This window comes from Dietzia sp. ANT_WB102 (assembly GCF_008369165.1).
Taxonomy (GTDB): Bacteria; Actinomycetota; Actinomycetes; order Mycobacteriales; family Mycobacteriaceae; genus Dietzia.
The window spans coordinates 147,387-163,549 of sequence record NZ_VOBA01000002.1; the positions used below are offsets into that span (position 1 = coordinate 147,387).

At 68.8% G+C, this 16,163-nt stretch carries 13 protein-coding genes; 12 read left to right on the plus strand and 1 reads right to left on the minus strand.

Going from position 1 to position 16,163, the window contains the following annotated elements; genetic code table 11:
• Positions 1–47 precede the first annotated feature (47 nt).
• Complete coding sequence (locus tag FQ137_RS12395) at positions 48–569, minus strand: metallopeptidase family protein (RefSeq protein WP_370452404.1); 522 nt, start codon at positions 567–569, stop codon at positions 48–50.
• A gap of 167 nt (positions 570–736) precedes the next feature.
• Between FQ137_RS12395 and FQ137_RS12400 the strand changes: the two genes are divergently transcribed.
• From FQ137_RS12400 to secA, 12 genes are all read left to right on the plus strand, one after another.
• Positions 737–1,249, plus strand: a complete 513-nt coding sequence (locus FQ137_RS12400; RefSeq protein WP_149292943.1) for a DUF3499 domain-containing protein — start codon at positions 737–739, stop codon at positions 1,247–1,249.
• A 92-nt stretch (positions 1,250–1,341) separates the two neighbouring features.
• Positions 1,342–2,718 carry a phosphomannomutase/phosphoglucomutase gene (locus FQ137_RS12405; RefSeq protein ID WP_149292944.1) on the plus strand — a complete coding sequence of 459 codons (1,377 nt, stop codon included), beginning with the start codon at positions 1,342–1,344 and terminating at the stop codon, positions 2,716–2,718.
• Entirely contained in the window at positions 2,711–3,805 is a 1,095-nt protein-coding gene (locus FQ137_RS12410; RefSeq protein ID WP_149292945.1) for a hypothetical protein, read from the plus strand. Before FQ137_RS12405 ends, FQ137_RS12410 begins: the two co-directional genes overlap by 8 nt.
• A gap of 4 nt (positions 3,806–3,809) precedes the next feature.
• Entirely contained in the window at positions 3,810–5,027 is a 1,218-nt protein-coding gene (gene manA / locus FQ137_RS12415) for a mannose-6-phosphate isomerase, class I (RefSeq protein WP_149292946.1), read from the plus strand.
• 81 nt (positions 5,028–5,108) lie between these two features.
• Positions 5,109–6,575 (plus strand): adenosylhomocysteinase, encoded by a 1,467-nt coding sequence (gene ahcY, locus FQ137_RS12420; protein ID WP_149292947.1) that lies wholly within the window; start codon positions 5,109–5,111, stop codon positions 6,573–6,575.
• 13 nt (positions 6,576–6,588) lie between these two features.
• Positions 6,589–7,275, plus strand: a complete 687-nt coding sequence (locus FQ137_RS12425; RefSeq protein WP_149292948.1) for a dTMP kinase — start codon at positions 6,589–6,591, stop codon at positions 7,273–7,275.
• An 84-nt stretch (positions 7,276–7,359) separates the two neighbouring features.
• The gene (mtrA, locus tag FQ137_RS12430; protein WP_149292949.1) at positions 7,360–8,040 is read left to right on the plus strand and encodes an MtrAB system response regulator MtrA; all 681 of its coding nucleotides are present in this window, start codon (positions 7,360–7,362) and stop codon (positions 8,038–8,040) included.
• Positions 8,037–9,764, plus strand: a complete 1,728-nt coding sequence (gene mtrB / locus FQ137_RS12435; RefSeq protein WP_149292950.1) for an MtrAB system histidine kinase MtrB — start codon at positions 8,037–8,039, stop codon at positions 9,762–9,764. Before mtrA ends, mtrB begins: the two co-directional genes overlap by 4 nt.
• Entirely contained in the window at positions 9,761–11,500 is a 1,740-nt protein-coding gene (locus tag FQ137_RS12440; RefSeq protein WP_149292951.1) for an LpqB family beta-propeller domain-containing protein, read from the plus strand. The genes mtrB and FQ137_RS12440 overlap by 4 nt, the downstream gene beginning before the upstream one ends.
• 4 nt (positions 11,501–11,504) lie before the next feature.
• Positions 11,505–12,275: a ComF family protein gene (locus FQ137_RS12445; protein ID WP_255584247.1), complete on the plus strand. Its 771-nt coding sequence runs from the start codon at positions 11,505–11,507 to the stop codon at positions 12,273–12,275.
• A gap of 238 nt (positions 12,276–12,513) precedes the next feature.
• Positions 12,514–13,212, plus strand: a complete 699-nt coding sequence (hpf, locus tag FQ137_RS12450) for a ribosome hibernation-promoting factor, HPF/YfiA family (protein WP_149292952.1) — start codon at positions 12,514–12,516, stop codon at positions 13,210–13,212.
• Between the two features lie 165 nt (positions 13,213–13,377).
• The gene (gene secA / locus FQ137_RS12455) at positions 13,378–16,155 is read left to right on the plus strand and encodes a preprotein translocase subunit SecA (RefSeq protein WP_149292953.1); all 2,778 of its coding nucleotides are present in this window, start codon (positions 13,378–13,380) and stop codon (positions 16,153–16,155) included.
• Positions 16,156–16,163: the final 8 nt, after the last annotated feature.

The window sequence follows — 16,163 nt, forward strand, 5'->3', positions numbered from 1 at the left end:
GCCGGAATACCCATCAATGCCGAACCCGGTGGATCGACGTCGGACCGTCAGTGCTCGTCGGGGCCGGCCTCGACCTCGTCGGGCGAGATCTCAAGGTGTTGGGAAACCAACTCAACGAGCACCGAGTAGATGAGGTCCCGCAGGTCATCGCCGTCGGGCGCTCGCAGGGCCAGCGGCTTGCGGAACAACACCAGGCGCGCCCGGGTCGGCTGCCCCGAGCGATCGACGCCCGCCGGCACCAGGCGTGCGAGGGGGACGTCGCCGTCCGCCACGACTTCCTCGGGCCACGTCTCGCCGGGCCGCAGCCGCATCCGGGGCACCATGTCCACTGCGAGGTCGAGGTGCACCAGTCGTGCGTGCCAGTACTGGTCGATCTCCGCGAACGCCTCCAGAGCGGCACCGTCGAATTCGGCCGACCGGCTGCGCCATCTCGGAATCTCCGGGGGCAGGATCGGGCCGCGGGGACCGTGTCCACGTCGATCCGCGCGCCGGGAGGTCACGACCCGAGGCCCGCGACGGCCCGGGTCCCCGGGGAAGTCGCGGACCGAGATCCGGCTACCTGCGCACACGTCACTCTGGCCGGCGCCGGGGATCGCGGTACCGGTTGGCGGTCGTCCGGGAACCGGCGCGGTGGGGGTCATGGCGCGAGGATAACCCCGACCGTGACGGGCGTGTCGTACCGGTGTGGGCGGGTCGCGGCCCACCCGCCGCGGGTCCGGGGCTACCCTGGGGCCTCGTGAGTGAGAACCGTCGTTGCTGCCGTCCGGGGTGTCCCAACCGCGCGGTCGCCACGCTCACCTACGTATACGCGGACTCAACGGCCGTCATCGGCCCGTTGCCCGCGGTGCAGGAGCCGCACGCCTGGGATCTGTGCGCTGCCCACGCGCTGCGCATCACGGCCCCCAGGGGTTGGGATCTAGTGCGCCATCCAGACATCGATACCTCGGCCGAGGACTCGGATCTCACGGCGTTGCTCGACGCGGTGACCGGCGGGCCCATCGGCGGGCGCAGGACGGGCACCGCACTGGTCGATGCTGATCGACTGCGTCGCCTCGGCGTCTCCGATCCCGGGCCGGTACTCGACCACGCCCGCACCCGGGCGGAGACCGGTCCACGGTCCGACCCAGGTGCCCCCGGGGCCGCAGCTCGCCCCCACCTGCGTGTGGTGCCTGATATGACCACTGCATCCGACGCCGAAGCCGGCGGATCCGGTGACGGCCGGCACGAGCCGGGCCCGACCCCGCGCTGAGCCGCGCCCGAGAGGGTGGTCCGCCGACTGTCCGTCGCGGGTAGTGTCAGGCATCAAACCGACCGACCCCGTCTCACCCCCTGGAGCACCACGTGGCACGTAGCGCCGAGTCCGTCCGAGCAGTCATCAAGGCGTACGACGTCCGCGGCGTCGTCGGAGAACAGATCGACGGCGACTTCGTCCGTGAGGTCGGCGCGTCGTTCGCCCGGCTCATGCGTTCTGAGGGTGCAGGCACCGTGGTGATCGGGTACGACATGCGGGACTCGTCGCCGGCCCTGTCTGATGCGTTCGCGGACGGCGTCACCGCCCAGGGGCTGGACGTGGTGACCATCGGCCTGGCCTCGACAGATCAGCTCTACTTCGCCTCCGGCTTGCTCGACTGTCCTGGCGCTATGTTCACCGCAAGTCATAACCCCGCCCGCTACAACGGCATCAAGCTGTGTCGCGCCGGAGCCAAGCCGGTCGGCCAGGAGTCCGGCCTGCGGACGATCGCTGACGAGGTGATCGAGGGCGTGCCCGCGTACGACGGTGAGGCGGGGACCGCGACCGAGCGGGACGTGCTCGACGCCTACGGGGAGTACCTGCGTGGTCTGGTTGACCTGTCGGGCATCCGCCCGCTCAAGGTGGCCGTCGACGCCGGCAACGGAATGGGCGGGCACACCGTGCCTGCGGTCCTCGGCGGGCTGCCGCTGGAGATCGTGCCGCTGTACTTCGAGCTCGACGGGACCTTCCCCAACCACGAGGCCAACCCGCTGGAGCCGGCCAACCTCGTCGATCTCCAGGCTCTCGTCCGGGACAGCGGGGCCGACATCGGGTTGGCGTTCGACGGTGACGCCGACCGCTGCTTCGTTGTGGACGAGCGAGGCGAGCCGATCGCACCGTCGGCCATCACCGCACTCGTTGCCGAGCGGGAGCTGGCCAAGGACCCGGGCGCCTCGATCATCTACAACCTCATCACGTCCCGGGCCGTCCCGGAACTCGTCGAGGAGAAGGGCGGCGTCGCCGTCCGCACCCGGGTGGGTCACAGCTTCATCAAGGCGCAGATGGCCGACACCGGCGCCGTCTTCGGTGGGGAGCACTCGGCGCATTACTACTTCCGTGACTTCTGGGGCGCGGACTCGGGGATGCTCGCGGCGATGCACGTACTGGCTGCCCTGGGCGCGCAGGACGGCACCCTGTCAGCGCTCATGGACGAGTACACCCGCTACGCCGCCTCCGGGGAGATCAACTCCACGCTCGACTCCGCCGAGGCGCAGACGGAGCGCATGGAGGCCGTCGTCGCGGCGTTCTCGGGTCGCGCCGTCTCGATCGACCGGCTTGACGGCGTGACCGTGGACCTCGGGGGCGGCTCGTGGTTCAACCTGCGTGCATCCAACACCGAGCCACTGCTTCGCCTCAACGCCGAGGCGCCGACCAGGGAGGACGTCGCCGCTGTGGTCGACGAGGTCCTTGCGATCGTCCGTGCCTGATCTGACCAGCGACACCGGGGCCGGCCGGGTCGATCTCGACGACCCCGAGGCCCTGCGCGCCGCCGACGCCACGGGAGCTCTGCTCCACGCGTCCATGGCGGGCGCCCAGTTGCGCACCGTCGCCACCGCGGTGGACAACGGGGTGCTCGACGCCCTCGATCGGTTCCGTCCGCGGGCGGTCGTCTGGGTGTTCGGGCGGTCCGACCGGGCGCGCCAGGCGGCCGGCGTGGTCGCCGCATTGGCGGAGGTCGCTGGCGGACCTGCGGTACCCCCGCTCGTGCTGGCCCACACGCTTCCCGCGTGGGCCGGGGCTCTCGATGTGGTCCTCGTCTCCGGTGATGACGCCGGGGACCCGGACCTGGCGAACGCGATCGACTCCGCCGCCGGTCGCGGCGCCACCGTCGTCGTCGACGTCCCACGGGAAGGTCCGGTGGCCGAATCGGGCCGAGGACGTGCCACGTGGCTCGCGCCGCTCCCGTACGTGCCCCCGTTCCGCGGCGTGCTGCGCCACCTGGCGGCCGGGATGGCTGTTCTCACAGCGCTCGGGGCCGCGGGCCTCGACGTAGGCGCCGCGGCCGCCGCGGTCGACGTCGAACTCGAAGGGCTGGGGCCCGAACTGTCGACTCCGGTCAACCCGGCAAAATTGCTCGCGACATCGGTGGCGGGCAGTGATCGGCTTGTATGGATCCACTCGGACCCGGTGTCCGCGGCCCTCTGCGGCCGAGCGGTCGCCGCGTTCTGCGACGCTGGCAGGATCACAGCGGCGTCCTCGGTCGCCGACGCGGTTCGCGCCCACGTCGAACGGGCCCAGGGACGTCCCCCGACGGACCCGCTGGCCAGCCTTTTCCACGACGACGAGTTGGACGGGCCACGCGACGATCTGCCGGTCAGGTACCTCGGTATGGTGATGAGCGCGGACGAGGACATCGTCCGGCTGGCCGCGGGCCCGCTCGCGGACGTCGAGTGGATAACCAACCGTGGTCGGGACACGGCCGGCGACGCCCCGGCCCCGTTGAGCGGAAAGGCGGCAGCGCTCATGGCCCGCACAGAACTGTCCGCCGCCTACTTCCTCGTCGGAGGGCTGTAGGTCAGTGGTCGCACTCGAACCGGTGGTCCAGGCCTACGCCTGGGGCTCCCGGACAGCGCTCCCCGAATTGTGCGGGACCACCTCGCCGGCGCCCCACCCCGTCGCCGAGCACTGGTTCGGCGCCCACGACTCCGGGTCCTCGCAGTGCGCCGACGGTCGCTCCCTCGACTCCCGGATCGCCACGGACCCAGAGGGTGAACTGGGCGCGCGGGTGCTAGCCGAATACGGCGGGGGACTGCCGTTCCTGGTCAAACTGCTCTCCGCTGAGCAGGCGCTGTCACTTCAGGCACACCCGTCACCGGAGAAGGCGCGGGAGGGTTTCGCGGCAGAGGACGCCCGTGGGATCGCCGTCGATGCAGCGGACCGGAACTACCGCGACGGCAACCACAAACCGGAGATCCTGGTCGCGCTCACCGAGTTCCACGCGCTCGTGGGCTTCCGCCCTGTGGAGTCCACGGTCGCACTGTTCGATGCGTTCGACGTGGCTTCCCTGAAGCCCTATCGGGACATGCTCGCCGGACAACCCGACGCGGAGGGCCTGCGAGCGGTCTTCACCACGTTCATCACCATGCCGCACGCCGCGCTCGCCGCGGTCGTGGCCGAGCTGGTGACCCGGGCCGTGGTGTATCTCACCGAGCACGGCGTCGAGGGTCCGTGGTCGCAGGTGGCGGCCACGGTCACCGAGCTCGCCGAGCGGTATCCGATTGATCCGGGAGTCCTGTGCGCGATGCTGCTCAACAGGGTCGTCTTGCAGCCCGGCGAGGCCGTCTATCTGGGCCCGGGGCAGCTTCATGCCTACCTACGGGGAGTCGGCGTGGAGGTCATGGCCAACTCCGACAACGTCCTGCGCGGTGGCCTGACGCCGAAACATGTCGACGTTCCCGAGCTGATGAGGGTGCTCGAGTTCGGCCCCCTGGCCGACCCGACCGTCCGGGCTGTGGACGCCGAACGCGGCATTCCCGGAGAGGTCGACTACCCCACGCCGGAGCCGGACTTCGCCCTGTCGCGCATCGATCTGTCGGCGGATCGACCAGTCGAGTGGCGGCCGGGCGGTCCCGAGGTGTTGCTGTGCACCGCCGGCGAGGCGATCGTGGTCGAAGACGGAGCGAGTGAAGTGCTTGTCCCGGGGAGGGCCGTGTGGGTGCCCGCCTCGACCTCGCGGGTGTGCCTGCGCGGCACCGGCGAGGCCACCGTGTTCCGTACCCGCGTCGGGGACAGGTGACGGGGCCGACACACCCGCAGGCCCTGCGGCTAGTGTGGGACGGAAGTCTTTCGCGAGTCAATGAGGAGCTGGTCGAAGAATATGTCCGCTGATCTGCAGGTTCAGTCCGTCAACGGTGTCGAGTTCAAGGTGGCGGATCTGTCGCTGGCGGAGGCGGGCCGCAAGCAGATCCGTCTGGCCGAGCACGAGATGCCGGGTCTGATGGCGCTGCGCGAGGAGTACGCGACCGAGCAACCGCTCGCTGGCGCACGGATCGCCGGGTCGATTCACATGACGGTGCAGACCGCTGTGCTCATCGAGACGCTGACCGCGCTGGGCGCGGAGGTCCGTTGGGCGTCGTGCAACATCTTCTCCACGCAGGACGAGGCGGCCGCGGCTGTCGTGGTGGGCCCCGAGGGGACGCCGGAAGCCCCGCAGGGTGTGCCGGTGTTCGCGTGGAAGGGCGAGACCCTGACCGAGTACTGGTGGTGCACCGAGCAGATCATGACCTGGCCGGGCACCGAGCCGAACATGATCCTCGACGACGGTGGCGATGCCACGATGCTGGTCATCAAGGGCAAGGAGTTCGAGCAGGCTGGTGCGGTCCCGTCGGACGATGCAGCCTGGTCGGCAGAGGAGAGGGTCTTCCACGCGCTGCTGCGTGAGTCCGTTCCGGCCAACCCGGGCAAGTACACGGCGATCGCCGAGTCCGTCCAGGGTGTGACCGAGGAGACCACCACCGGCGTGCACCGCCTGTACCACTTCCACAACGAGGGCGTGCTGCCGTTCCCGGCGATGAACGTTAACGACGCGGTCACCAAGAGCAAGTTCGACAACAAGTACGGCACCCGCCACTCGCTGCTGGATGGCATCAACCGCGGCACCGACGCCCTGATCGGTGGCAAGAAGGCCCTGGTGTGTGGCTACGGTGACGTGGGTAAGGGCTGCGCGGAGGCCTTGGCGGGACAGGGCGCGCGTGTGCAGGTCACGGAAATCGATCCGATCAACGCCCTACAGGCGCTGATGGACGGATTCGACGTGGTGACCGTTGATGAGGCCATTGCCGACGCGGACATCATCATCACGGCCACCGGCAACAAGGACATCATCACGTTCGATCACATGACGCGGATGAAGAATAAGGCCATCCTCGGAAACATCGGTCACTTCGACAACGAGATCGACATGGCGGGTCTCGAGTCGGCTGAGGACGTCACCCGCATCAACATCAAGCCGCAGGTCGACGAGTTCGTCTTCGGCGATGACGGTCGCTCGATCATCGTGCTGTCCGAGGGGCGCCTGCTCAACCTGGGCAACGCCACCGGACATCCGTCTTTCGTGATGTCCAACAGCTTCTCCGACCAGGTGATCGCCCAGATCGAGCTGTTCACCAAGGCCGACCAGTACCCGATCGGTGTACACCTGCTGCCCAAGATCCTCGACGAGAAGGTCGCCCGCCTGCATGTGGAGGCGCTCGGCGGGTCCCTGACCACGCTCGCGAAGGACCAGGCCGAGTACATCGGTGTGGACGTCGAGGGCCCCTACAAGCCCGAGCACTACCGCTACTGATCGCACCCTGCTGATGGTCGCGAGACTGGTGGTCGTCGAGGGACTCGACGGTGCGGGCAAGAACACGCTGACGACGGCGCTCGTCGCGGAGCTCGGCTCCCGCGGACTCTCAGTGGGTCGCCTGTCCTTTCCCCGGTACGGCACACTCCACGCCGACCTGGCTGCCGACGCCCTGCACGGCGGCCAGGCCGGCACCGCGGACTCGCCCCACGCGATGGCGCTGCTGTTCGCGATGGACCGGCACGCCGCGCTGGGGGAGCTCACCGAGTTGGGCTTGACGCACGACGTGGTGTTGCTCGATCGGTACGTGGCGTCCAACGCCGCGTACACCGCCGCCAGGCTCGGCCCGGGCCGCGAGGAAGAAGTGGTCGAGTGGATCGGCGAGCTCGAGTTCGAACGACTCGGATTGCCGGTCCCGGACCTGCAGCTCCTGCTCGATACCCCCGTGGAGCTGGCCGTCGAGCGAGCCGGTTCCCGGGAGGAGGCTGACCCGGGACGCACCCGCGACCGCTACGAACGCGACACCGACCTGCAGGCGGCGACCGGGCAGGTCTATCGTCGGCTCGCCACCGCCGGGTGGCGGTCGCCCTGGCGCGTGATCGGGGCGGACCTAGGCGTCCGGGAGTTGGCCGAGCTCGTCGTCCCGCCGTCCGGCGCCGCGCGGCATCCCGATCCTGAGGGGCGGCCGGGTAAGGTCTGAGAGGCAGGAACGCGACCCGCGGAGAGCGCCCACGGGTGGTGCCCCTGACGACGCCTACACGACACGCCGACACAAGTGGTGACCATGAGCCCGAAGATCCTCGTCGTCGACGACGACGCCGCACTGGCAGAGATGCTCACCATCGTCCTGCGGGGCGAGGGGTTCGAGACCGAGATTGTCGGCGACGGAGTCCAGGCCATCGAGACATTCCGCGCCGTTCAGCCCGATCTGGTGCTGCTGGATCTCATGCTGCCCGGAAAGAGCGGGATCGACGTGTGTCGCGACATCCGCGCCGAGTCCCGCGTGCCGATCGTCATGCTGACCGCCAAGACCGACACCGTCGATGTGGTGCTCGGTCTGGAGTCCGGGGCGGACGACTACATCATGAAGCCCTTCAAGCCGAAAGAGCTGGTGGCCCGGATACGGGCGCGGCTGCGCCGCGGCGAGGACGAGCCCAGCGAACTGCTGCACATCGGCGACGTCACCATCGACGTTCCCGCGCATACGGTCACCCGCGACGGCACGCCGATCCCGCTCACCCCGCTGGAGTTCGACCTTCTCGTGGAACTCGCCCGCAAGCCCCGCCAGGTGTTCACCCGTGAGGTTCTGCTCGAGCACGTCTGGGGCTACCGCCACTCGGCTGACACCAGGCTGGTCAACGTCCACGTCCAGCGCTTGCGCGCGAAGATCGAAAAGGATCCGGAGAACCCGGAGGTCGTACTCACGGTCCGTGGTGTCGGTTACAAGGCGGGCCCGGTCTCGTGACCACCGCTCGTCCCGACGACGCGGTAGCGTCCACCGGGGACGAGCGCGAGGCCCCGGACGCGACGGACTCGTCACCGACCCTCCGGGAGCGGCTGGCCTACCTGGACCCAGCCGCCATCGGTGGGCGGATTGCGAGGCTGTGGCGGCGTTCGCTGCAGTTGCGGGTCGTCACCTCGACCCTTGCGCTGTCGATGGGCGTGATCCTCACCATCGCGTTCATGCTGCAGAGCCAGATGGCCGCACAGTTGCTGTCGACCAAGCTCGACGCCGCGATGGAGCAGGCCAGCAGACTCCGCATCACGGTGCAGGCGCAGATCGCCGCCACCGACGAGGGCACGAGCGAACAGTCTCGACTCGACCAGGCCCGCAGTGCGATCAGTGATCGTGGCCTGGCGTCGGGAGGGGACTCTGTCCACGCCGGCACCTTTGACCCGATCCTCGTCGTGCCGGATCAGACTGGTCGCGGCCAGGTTGTCAGCCCCGCAGACGCGCAGGTGCCACCTGAACTGCAGTCCCTCGTCCAACGGGGCCGGATCGCGTACCAATACGTCACCGTCGACTTCCGCGGCGAGCAGGCAAAGGCACTCATGCTCGGCACACCGACGGACTCGTCGATACCCGGGCTCGAGTTGTACCTGGTGTACCCGCTCATCGCGGAGGAACAAACCCTCGGGATCATGCGTGGCATCGTCGCCACCGCGGGCCTGGCGATCATCGTCCTGTCGGCGGCGATCGCGTGGATAGTGGCTCGGCAGGTCGTGCTGCCGGTGCGGCAGGCGGCCTCGATCGCCCAGCGCTTCGCGAACGGACACCTCAAGGAACGGATGGTCATCCGCGGTGAGGACGACGTTGCGCGCCTGGCCCTGGCGTTCAATGACATGGCGCAGAGCCTGTCCGACCAGATCACCCAGCTCGAGGAATTCGGTGACCTGCAGAAGCGCTTCACCTCTGATGTCTCCCACGAGCTACGCACCCCGCTGACCACCGTTCGTATGGCAGCCGACATCATCTCCGACTCGGCCGACGACCTGGACGCCCCCACCAAGCGGGCGGTGGAGCTCCTCGAATCCGAACTCGACCGATTCGAGAGCCTGCTCACGGACCTGCTCGAGGTCTCCCGCCACGACGCCGGCATGGCCGAGCTCGCGGTGGCCGAGATGGATGTGCGTACCGCCGTGAAGGACGCCGTCGGCACGGTTGCCCACATTGCCGAGGCCACCGGCGTGGAGGTCGAGGTCGACATGCCCGAGGAGCCGGTTATGGCCGACGTCGACTCGCGGCGCGTCGAGCGAATCCTGCGCAACCTCGTGGCGAACGCGCTCGACCACAGTGAGTCCAAGCCCGTCAAGGTCACCCTGCGGAGCTCGGACGCCGCCCTCGCGGTCTCGGTGCGCGACCACGGAGTGGGGCTCAAGCCCGGCGAGGAGACCCGGGTGTTCAACCGCTTCTGGCGCGCCGACCCCTCGCGCGTGCGTCGCTCCGGTGGCACCGGGCTCGGCCTGGCGATCGCCCTCGAGGATGCCAAGCTCCACGGAGGTCGGCTGGATTGCTGGGGCAGCCCGGGGGAGGGGTCGTGCTTCCGCCTGACCATTCCGCGGCGCCGCGGCGGCACCCTCACCTCGAGCCCGCTGCCCCTCACTCCCGAAGACGAAGCCAGACTCATGCGTACCGGCTCGCCGACCCCGCTCGAGCGGGTCCCCGGGGCAGGGGAGAGCCGGCCATGACGCGGCCCCGGTTCCTGTTCGTGTCGGTGGCGCTTGCCTGCGCGACCGGGCTTGCGACGACCGGGTGTGCCACGCTGCCGTCGTCGTCGTCGCCGCAGGTCATCGATACCTTCTCTCCGGAGGGTAGCGAACTGTCCGTCCCCACCCCGGTCCCAGACCAGGAACCCGACCTCTTGGTCCGGGACTTCCTCAAGGCCGCGGCGATGGCTGACCAGAGGCACGCCGCCGCCCGCCAGTTCCTCACCCCGGAGGCCGCGAAGAGCTGGGACGATCTCGCGGAGACGGTCATCGTGCTCCGCGCGGACCTCAGTGCAGTGGGCGGTCGGTCGGCGGACCGCGCCGAGTACACGCTGCGCGCGGAGAAGGTCGGCACCCTCGACCCCGGCGGGATTTTCCGCGAGGACGACGGTCAGCTCGAGGTGACCATCGGGTTGACCCGCACGGACGGCCAATGGCGCATCGATGAACTGCCACCCGGGGCGGTGATCGAGCGCACCGAGTTCTTCTCCACCTACGCCCAGCGGGACCTGTTCTTCCTGTCCGGAACCGGCGATGCGCTGGTCCCGGATCCACGTTGGACGGCCGCCGACCGCACGGACGTCGGATACTCCCTGGTCAACCTCCTCGCCACCGGGCCCAGACCCGGGCTATCGGAATCGGTGCTGTCCCGCGTTCCGGCGTCGGTCTCGGTCCGCCCCGGCGAAGACGGGGACCGTACAGGGCCCACGGGTACCACCATCGATTTCGCCGGACTGCCCGTCCTGAGCACCCAGGCGACCACCGAGTTCGCCGCGCAGGTCGTATGGACCCTCGCGCGTGCCGACGTCCCCGGCCCCTACCGCCTCGAACGGGACGGTGCCCCGCTCGACGAGCGGTACGCGAATGGCTGGACCACCGAGGATGTCCGCGACTTCAACCCGTACCCGCCGGCGGAGCCGATGCGCTACACCCTCACCGCCGCAGACGGCCTGGTCCGGCTCGAGGCCGGGGGCGCGCGACCGGCAGGGGGGCCATGGTCGGATGTCCGCGGCGGCCGCAACGCCGTGGTGTCCTACAACGGGCGCACTCTCGCGGTGGTGGCCGGTGGGGACGAGGGCGGACCGCGCCGGATCCTGGTGGGGGCGATCAACGGCGCGCCTACTGAGGCGCTCACCGCGAGGACTGTCGCGGGCCCGACGTTTCACCCGGTCACCGGCCAGGCCTGGGTATTGGTCGACGATGCGCGGCTGCTCCGGATCGGGATGGGGGCTAACGGCCCCACGGTCCAGGAGATGGACGCAGGACCGATACTCTCCCTGGGCTCGCGGGTCACAGGTCTGCGCATAGACCAGTCGGGAGCCCAGCTGGCCGTGGTCGTCGACGGCAAGGTGTTCATCGGCTCGATGTCCGCGGAGACCGGGCAGCCGCTGGCCGGCACATTCCGCCAGATCGGCCGCGCACTGGGGGAGACCGCCTCCTCAGTGGCGTGGCGGGACCGGTCCACGATCGTGGTGGGCCGCGACACCACCGAGGCTCCCGTCGCGACAATCTCTGTGGACGGGGCGATCGCCGAGCCACTGTCCCAGCGCAACATCTCGGGACCGGTGACCGCGGTCGCGGCGGCCGGGCGCGAGATCTATGTGGTGGACCGACGGTCGCTCCTGCGGCTCGACTCCGTCGCCGAGACCGGCGACAGGTACTGGCGGGAGATCCCCGGGCTTGCCGCGATCCGCGCCGACCCCGTGGTCGCGGGCTGAGCAGGTGACCGTCGGGACCGAAGACGGGCCACGTTGGTGGCAGGGTAATGGATCGTGGGCCGCGGCACTCGCCGACCTCGTCGTGCCCCTGGAATGCGCTGGATGCGGACACCCCCGCCAGCGGTGGTGCCCGGACTGCGCGGCGACACTCGCGACCGCCCCGTTGCGCGTACGCACCCGTGCCGATTTGGGGGTTCCGGTCTGGGCGCTGTCCCGGCACGCTGGCCCGGCAGCCCGGGCGGTGTCCGCCTACAAGGACCGCGGACGGACTGACCTGGCCCGACCTCTCGGAGGCGCCTTGGCCGCGGCGGTCGATGTGCTTCGGGCCAGTGGAGAGATCGCCGAGGCCGCGGAGCGTCCCACCGTGCTGGTACCCGCCCCGGCGTCGGCGCGCGCCCGCCGACGGAGGGGGTTCGACCACGTCCGTCAGGTGGTGGACGTCCTCGCTGCCGAACTCGCGGGATCTCTGCCCGGCGGCCCGGTGGGGGTGGCCCCGGTACTCGAGGTCCGTGGACGGGTGAAGGACGCCTCCGGGCTCGGAGCCCGGGCCCGCGAGGACAACCTCTCGGGGCGGATCGGTCGGCGTCCGCTGGGGACCCCGCTGACAGCGTCTCCGGGGGCACCGTCCACTGTCCCCGCCCTGCTGAAAACACCGTCGACGGTGCTGCTCGTCGACGACGTGGTGACCACGGGCGCGACGGCTGCGCACTGTGTCGCGGTTCTGGAATCGGGCGGGCTGCGTGTCACCGGGGTCCTCACCGTGACCGCTGCCTGAGGGCCGTGGTGGGGGAGGGGAGGCGCGACCTTTGCGGTCCCCGGGTCGGCGCACACGCGAGCGGGTAGGGTGGGTTTTGGACGGGTTCACCTGCACGTTCGCCGTTTTCTGGCTTCGGTGGACCGCGTCTGTAGAGTGTCCACTCAGCCATGTGGGTGGCCGCTTCGGCCGGGATTCCTGGGCGGTCACCGGGCTTGGTCGCAGCGGTCCGCCGCAGGCCCGATGAGGAGGAGCTTCGATGGCGAAGACCCCCGCAGTCCTGCTCGACCCCGCCACCTTCGACGGTCCGGCGACCGATGATCCCGGTACTCCGGAGGCCCAGGTCACTATTCGTGGCCGTAATGTCGAGGTCCCCGATCACTTCGCGAACCGCATCAACGCCAAGCTCGCGAAGATCGAGAAGATCTCGCCCTCCATCCAGCGGTTCGACGTGATCTTGCTGCACGAGAACAACCCCCGGTTGTCCAAGGTGAGCCAGCGCATCGAGATCACCCTGAAGGGAAAGCCCGGCGTGGCCCGCGCCGAGGCGGCCGAGGATACCTTCTACGCGGCCCTCGAGTCGGCCGTCGCCAAGCTCGAACGGCAGATGCGAAAGGCCCGGACCCGTCGCAAGATCAGCCACTCCGGCCACCGTCGCCCGCAGTCGGTCGCCGAGGCGACTGCGGAGCTGACCGCCGACGCCGCCCCGGCCGAGGTGCTTGACCGGGTCGACGGCGCCGAGTACGGCGACGGGCACGATGACCAGATGCCGGGGCAGATCGTGCGGCGCAAGGAGCACGATGGCACCCCGATGTCAGTCGACGAGGCGCTCGAGAAGATGGAGCTGGTGGGTCACGACTTCTACCTGTTCCGCGACACCGAGACCGGTCGCGCCACCGTCGTCTACCGGCGGCACGCGTTCGACTACGGGCTCATCACCCTGAGCGACGAGGCCTGACGGCCCCGTCCCGTACCCCACAAGGGCGGTCCGGTTTCCCCTTACCGGACCGCCCTCGGCGTGTCACAACGGCCCGCAGCCCCTAGGATGATGACGGGCCTGCGTGTCGCCATGCAGGTTGCCGTATCCACGACCACTTCCCCGACCACGAGGACGTTCGAGACTGTGTCGATTCTTTCCAAGCTGCTCCGGGCCGGCGAGGGGCGAAAGCTCAAGAAGTACACCGCTCTCGCCGACTACGTGGATTCGCTCTCTGACGAGATCGAGAAGCTGAGCGACGACGAACTGCGGGCGAAGACCGACGAGTTCAGGCGCCGTGTGGCCGACGGGGAGACACTGGACGACCTCCTGCCGGAGGCGTTCGCGGTGGCCCGCGAGGCAGCGCACCGCGTCCTCGGGCAGAAGCCATTCAAGGTGCAGATCGTCGGAGCCATCGTCCTGCACACCGGTTCGGTGGCCGAGATGAAGACCGGTGAGGGAAAGACCCTTACCTGTGTACTGCCCGCCTACCTCAACGCCCTGTCAGGCAAGGGTGTTCATGTGGTGACGGTCAACGACTACCTGGCCAAGCGCGATGCGGAGTGGATGGGCCGTGTCCACCGCTTCCTGGGACTGTCGGTGGGCGCGATCCTCGGCGGGATGACCCCGGCGCAGCGCCGCGAGGCCTACCACGCCGACATCACCTACGGGACGAACAACGAGTTCGGCTTCGACTACCTGCGCGACAACATGGCGCACGACACCGCGGAGCTGGTCCAGCGCGGTCACAACTACGCGATCGTGGACGAGGTCGACTCGATCCTCATCGACGAGGCGCGTACCCCGCTCATCATCTCCGGGCCCGCCGACGGCTCCAGCAAGTGGTACGCCGAGTTCGCGCGCATCGCGCCGCTGCTGGAAGAGGGCACGCACTACGAGGTCGATCGCAAGAAGCGGACCATCGGCGTGAGCGAGCAGGGCGTCGAGTTGGTCGAGGACCAGCTGGGAATCGACAATCTCTACGAGGCCGCAAACTCGCCACTGGTGAGCTATCTGAACAACTCCATCAAGGCCAAGGAACTGTTCACCAAGGACAAGGACTACATCGTCCGAGACGGCGAGGTGATCATCGTCGACGAGTTCACTGGGCGCGTCCTCGATGGTCGCCGGTACAACGAGGGTATGCACCAGGCCATCGAGGCCAAGGAGCGCGTGGAGATCAAGGCCGAGAACCAGACACTGGCCACCATCACGCTGCAGAACTACTTCCGGTTGTACGAGAAGCTGGCGGGGATGACGGGCACGGCCGAGACCGAGGCCGCCGAGCTCTACTCGATCTACAAGCTCGAGGTCATGCCCATCCCGACCAACCGACCGATGGCGCGCGAGGACCAGGCGGACCTCATCTACAAGACGGAGGAGGCGAAGTTCTCCGCCGTCGTGGAGGACATCGCCGAGCGGGTCGAGAAAAAGCAGCCGGTTCTCGTGGGCACTGCCTCCGTCGAGCGCAGCGAACACCTGTCCAAGCTCCTCACGCGCAAGGGGATCAAGCACCACGTCCTCAACGCCAAGTTCCATGCTTCGGAGGCGCAGATCGTCGCCCAAGCCGGCCGGCCCGGTGCGGTCACCGTCGCCACGAACATGGCCGGTCGCGGCACGGACATCGTGCTCGGCGGCAACGCGGACATCATCGCCGATCTCAACCTTCGCGAGCGCGGCCTCAACCCTGTGGACGACCCGGAGGAGTACGAGCAGGCCTGGGACGTCGAGATCGAACGGATGCGCAAGCTCACCAAGGAGGAGGCCGAACTGGTGCGCCAGGCCGGCGGACTGTACGTCCTCGGCACCGAGCGCCACGACTCACGGCGCATCGACAACCAGTTGCGAGGACGCTCAGGGCGTCAGGGCGATCCGGGCGAGTCACGCTTCTACCTCTCGCTCGGGGATGAGCTCATGAGGCGCTTCAACGGTGCCGCTGTCGAGGCGATCATGAACCGTCTGAACCTTCCCGATGATGTGCCGATCGAGGCCGGAATGGTCTCCCGTGCGGTGAAGAACGCGCAGACGCAGGTCGAGTCGCAGAACTTCGAGATCCGCAAGGACGTCCTCAAATACGATGAGGTCATGAATCAGCAGCGCACGGTGATCTACGGCGAGCGCAAGCGGATTCTCCAGGGCGAGGACATCACCGACCAGGTCGAGTCGATGATCTACCAGGTCGTCAGCGCCTACGTCGACGGGGCCACCGCCGAGGGGTACGTCGAGGACTGGGATCTGGACAAGCTGTGGGACGCACTGCGTCAGCTCTACCCGGTGACGATCTCCGCGCAGGACATCATCGATGGGGACGAGTACGGGGCGTCCGGAGACCTGTCCGCCAAGAACCTCAAGGACGCTGTCCTCGACGACGTCTTCGCTCGCTACGACGAGCGTGAGGCCGAGATCGAGGGCATCGGCGGCGAGGGCGCGATGCGTCAACTCGAGCGGTCGGTCATGCTGCAGGTGCTCGATCGGAAGTGGCGCGAACACCTCTACGAGATGGACTATCTCAAGGAGGGAATCGGTCTCCGGGCGATGGCTCAGCGCGATCCGCTCGTCGAGTACCAGCGCGAGGGTTACGACATGTTCTCGGCGATGATGGACGGCGTCCGCGAGGAGACGGTGGCGTTCCTGTTCAACGTCAAGGTCGAGGCAAGCCAGCAGCAGAAGGCGATGGCTGGTCCGTCCGCGGCGCAGGCCGCGGCCCTAGCCGGCGCCAACCCGATCTTCCAGGCCGCCGGTACGGGCCGGGATGTGAGTGCGGACCAGATGCAGTTCTCCGGCCCCTCGGAGACCGGCGAGGCGGAACTGGTCGACGAGGGCGCCTCCGCGAACCGTGCCGAGCGGCGATCGCAGGAGCGCCAGCAGCGTGCAGAGCGCCGCGAGAGGGCGGCCAAGACCGCCTCCAGGGGACGCAAGGACTGACCCGCGGG

What these genes read in the sequence shown, in the direction of transcription:
- ahcY (WP_149292947.1), top strand. Translation starts at nt 5,109, where the DNA reads ATGTCCGCTGATCTGCAGGTTCAGTCCGTCAACGGTGTCGAGTTCAAG.
- FQ137_RS12425 (WP_149292948.1), top strand. Translation starts at nt 6,589, where the DNA reads ATGGTCGCGAGACTGGTGGTCGTCGAGGGACTCGACGGTGCGGGCAAG.
- mtrA (WP_149292949.1), top strand. Translation starts at nt 7,360, where the DNA reads ATGAGCCCGAAGATCCTCGTCGTCGACGACGACGCCGCACTGGCAGAG.
- FQ137_RS12440 (WP_149292951.1), top strand. Translation starts at nt 9,761, where the DNA reads ATGACGCGGCCCCGGTTCCTGTTCGTGTCGGTGGCGCTTGCCTGCGCG.
- hpf (WP_149292952.1), top strand. Translation starts at nt 12,514, where the DNA reads ATGGCGAAGACCCCCGCAGTCCTGCTCGACCCCGCCACCTTCGACGGT.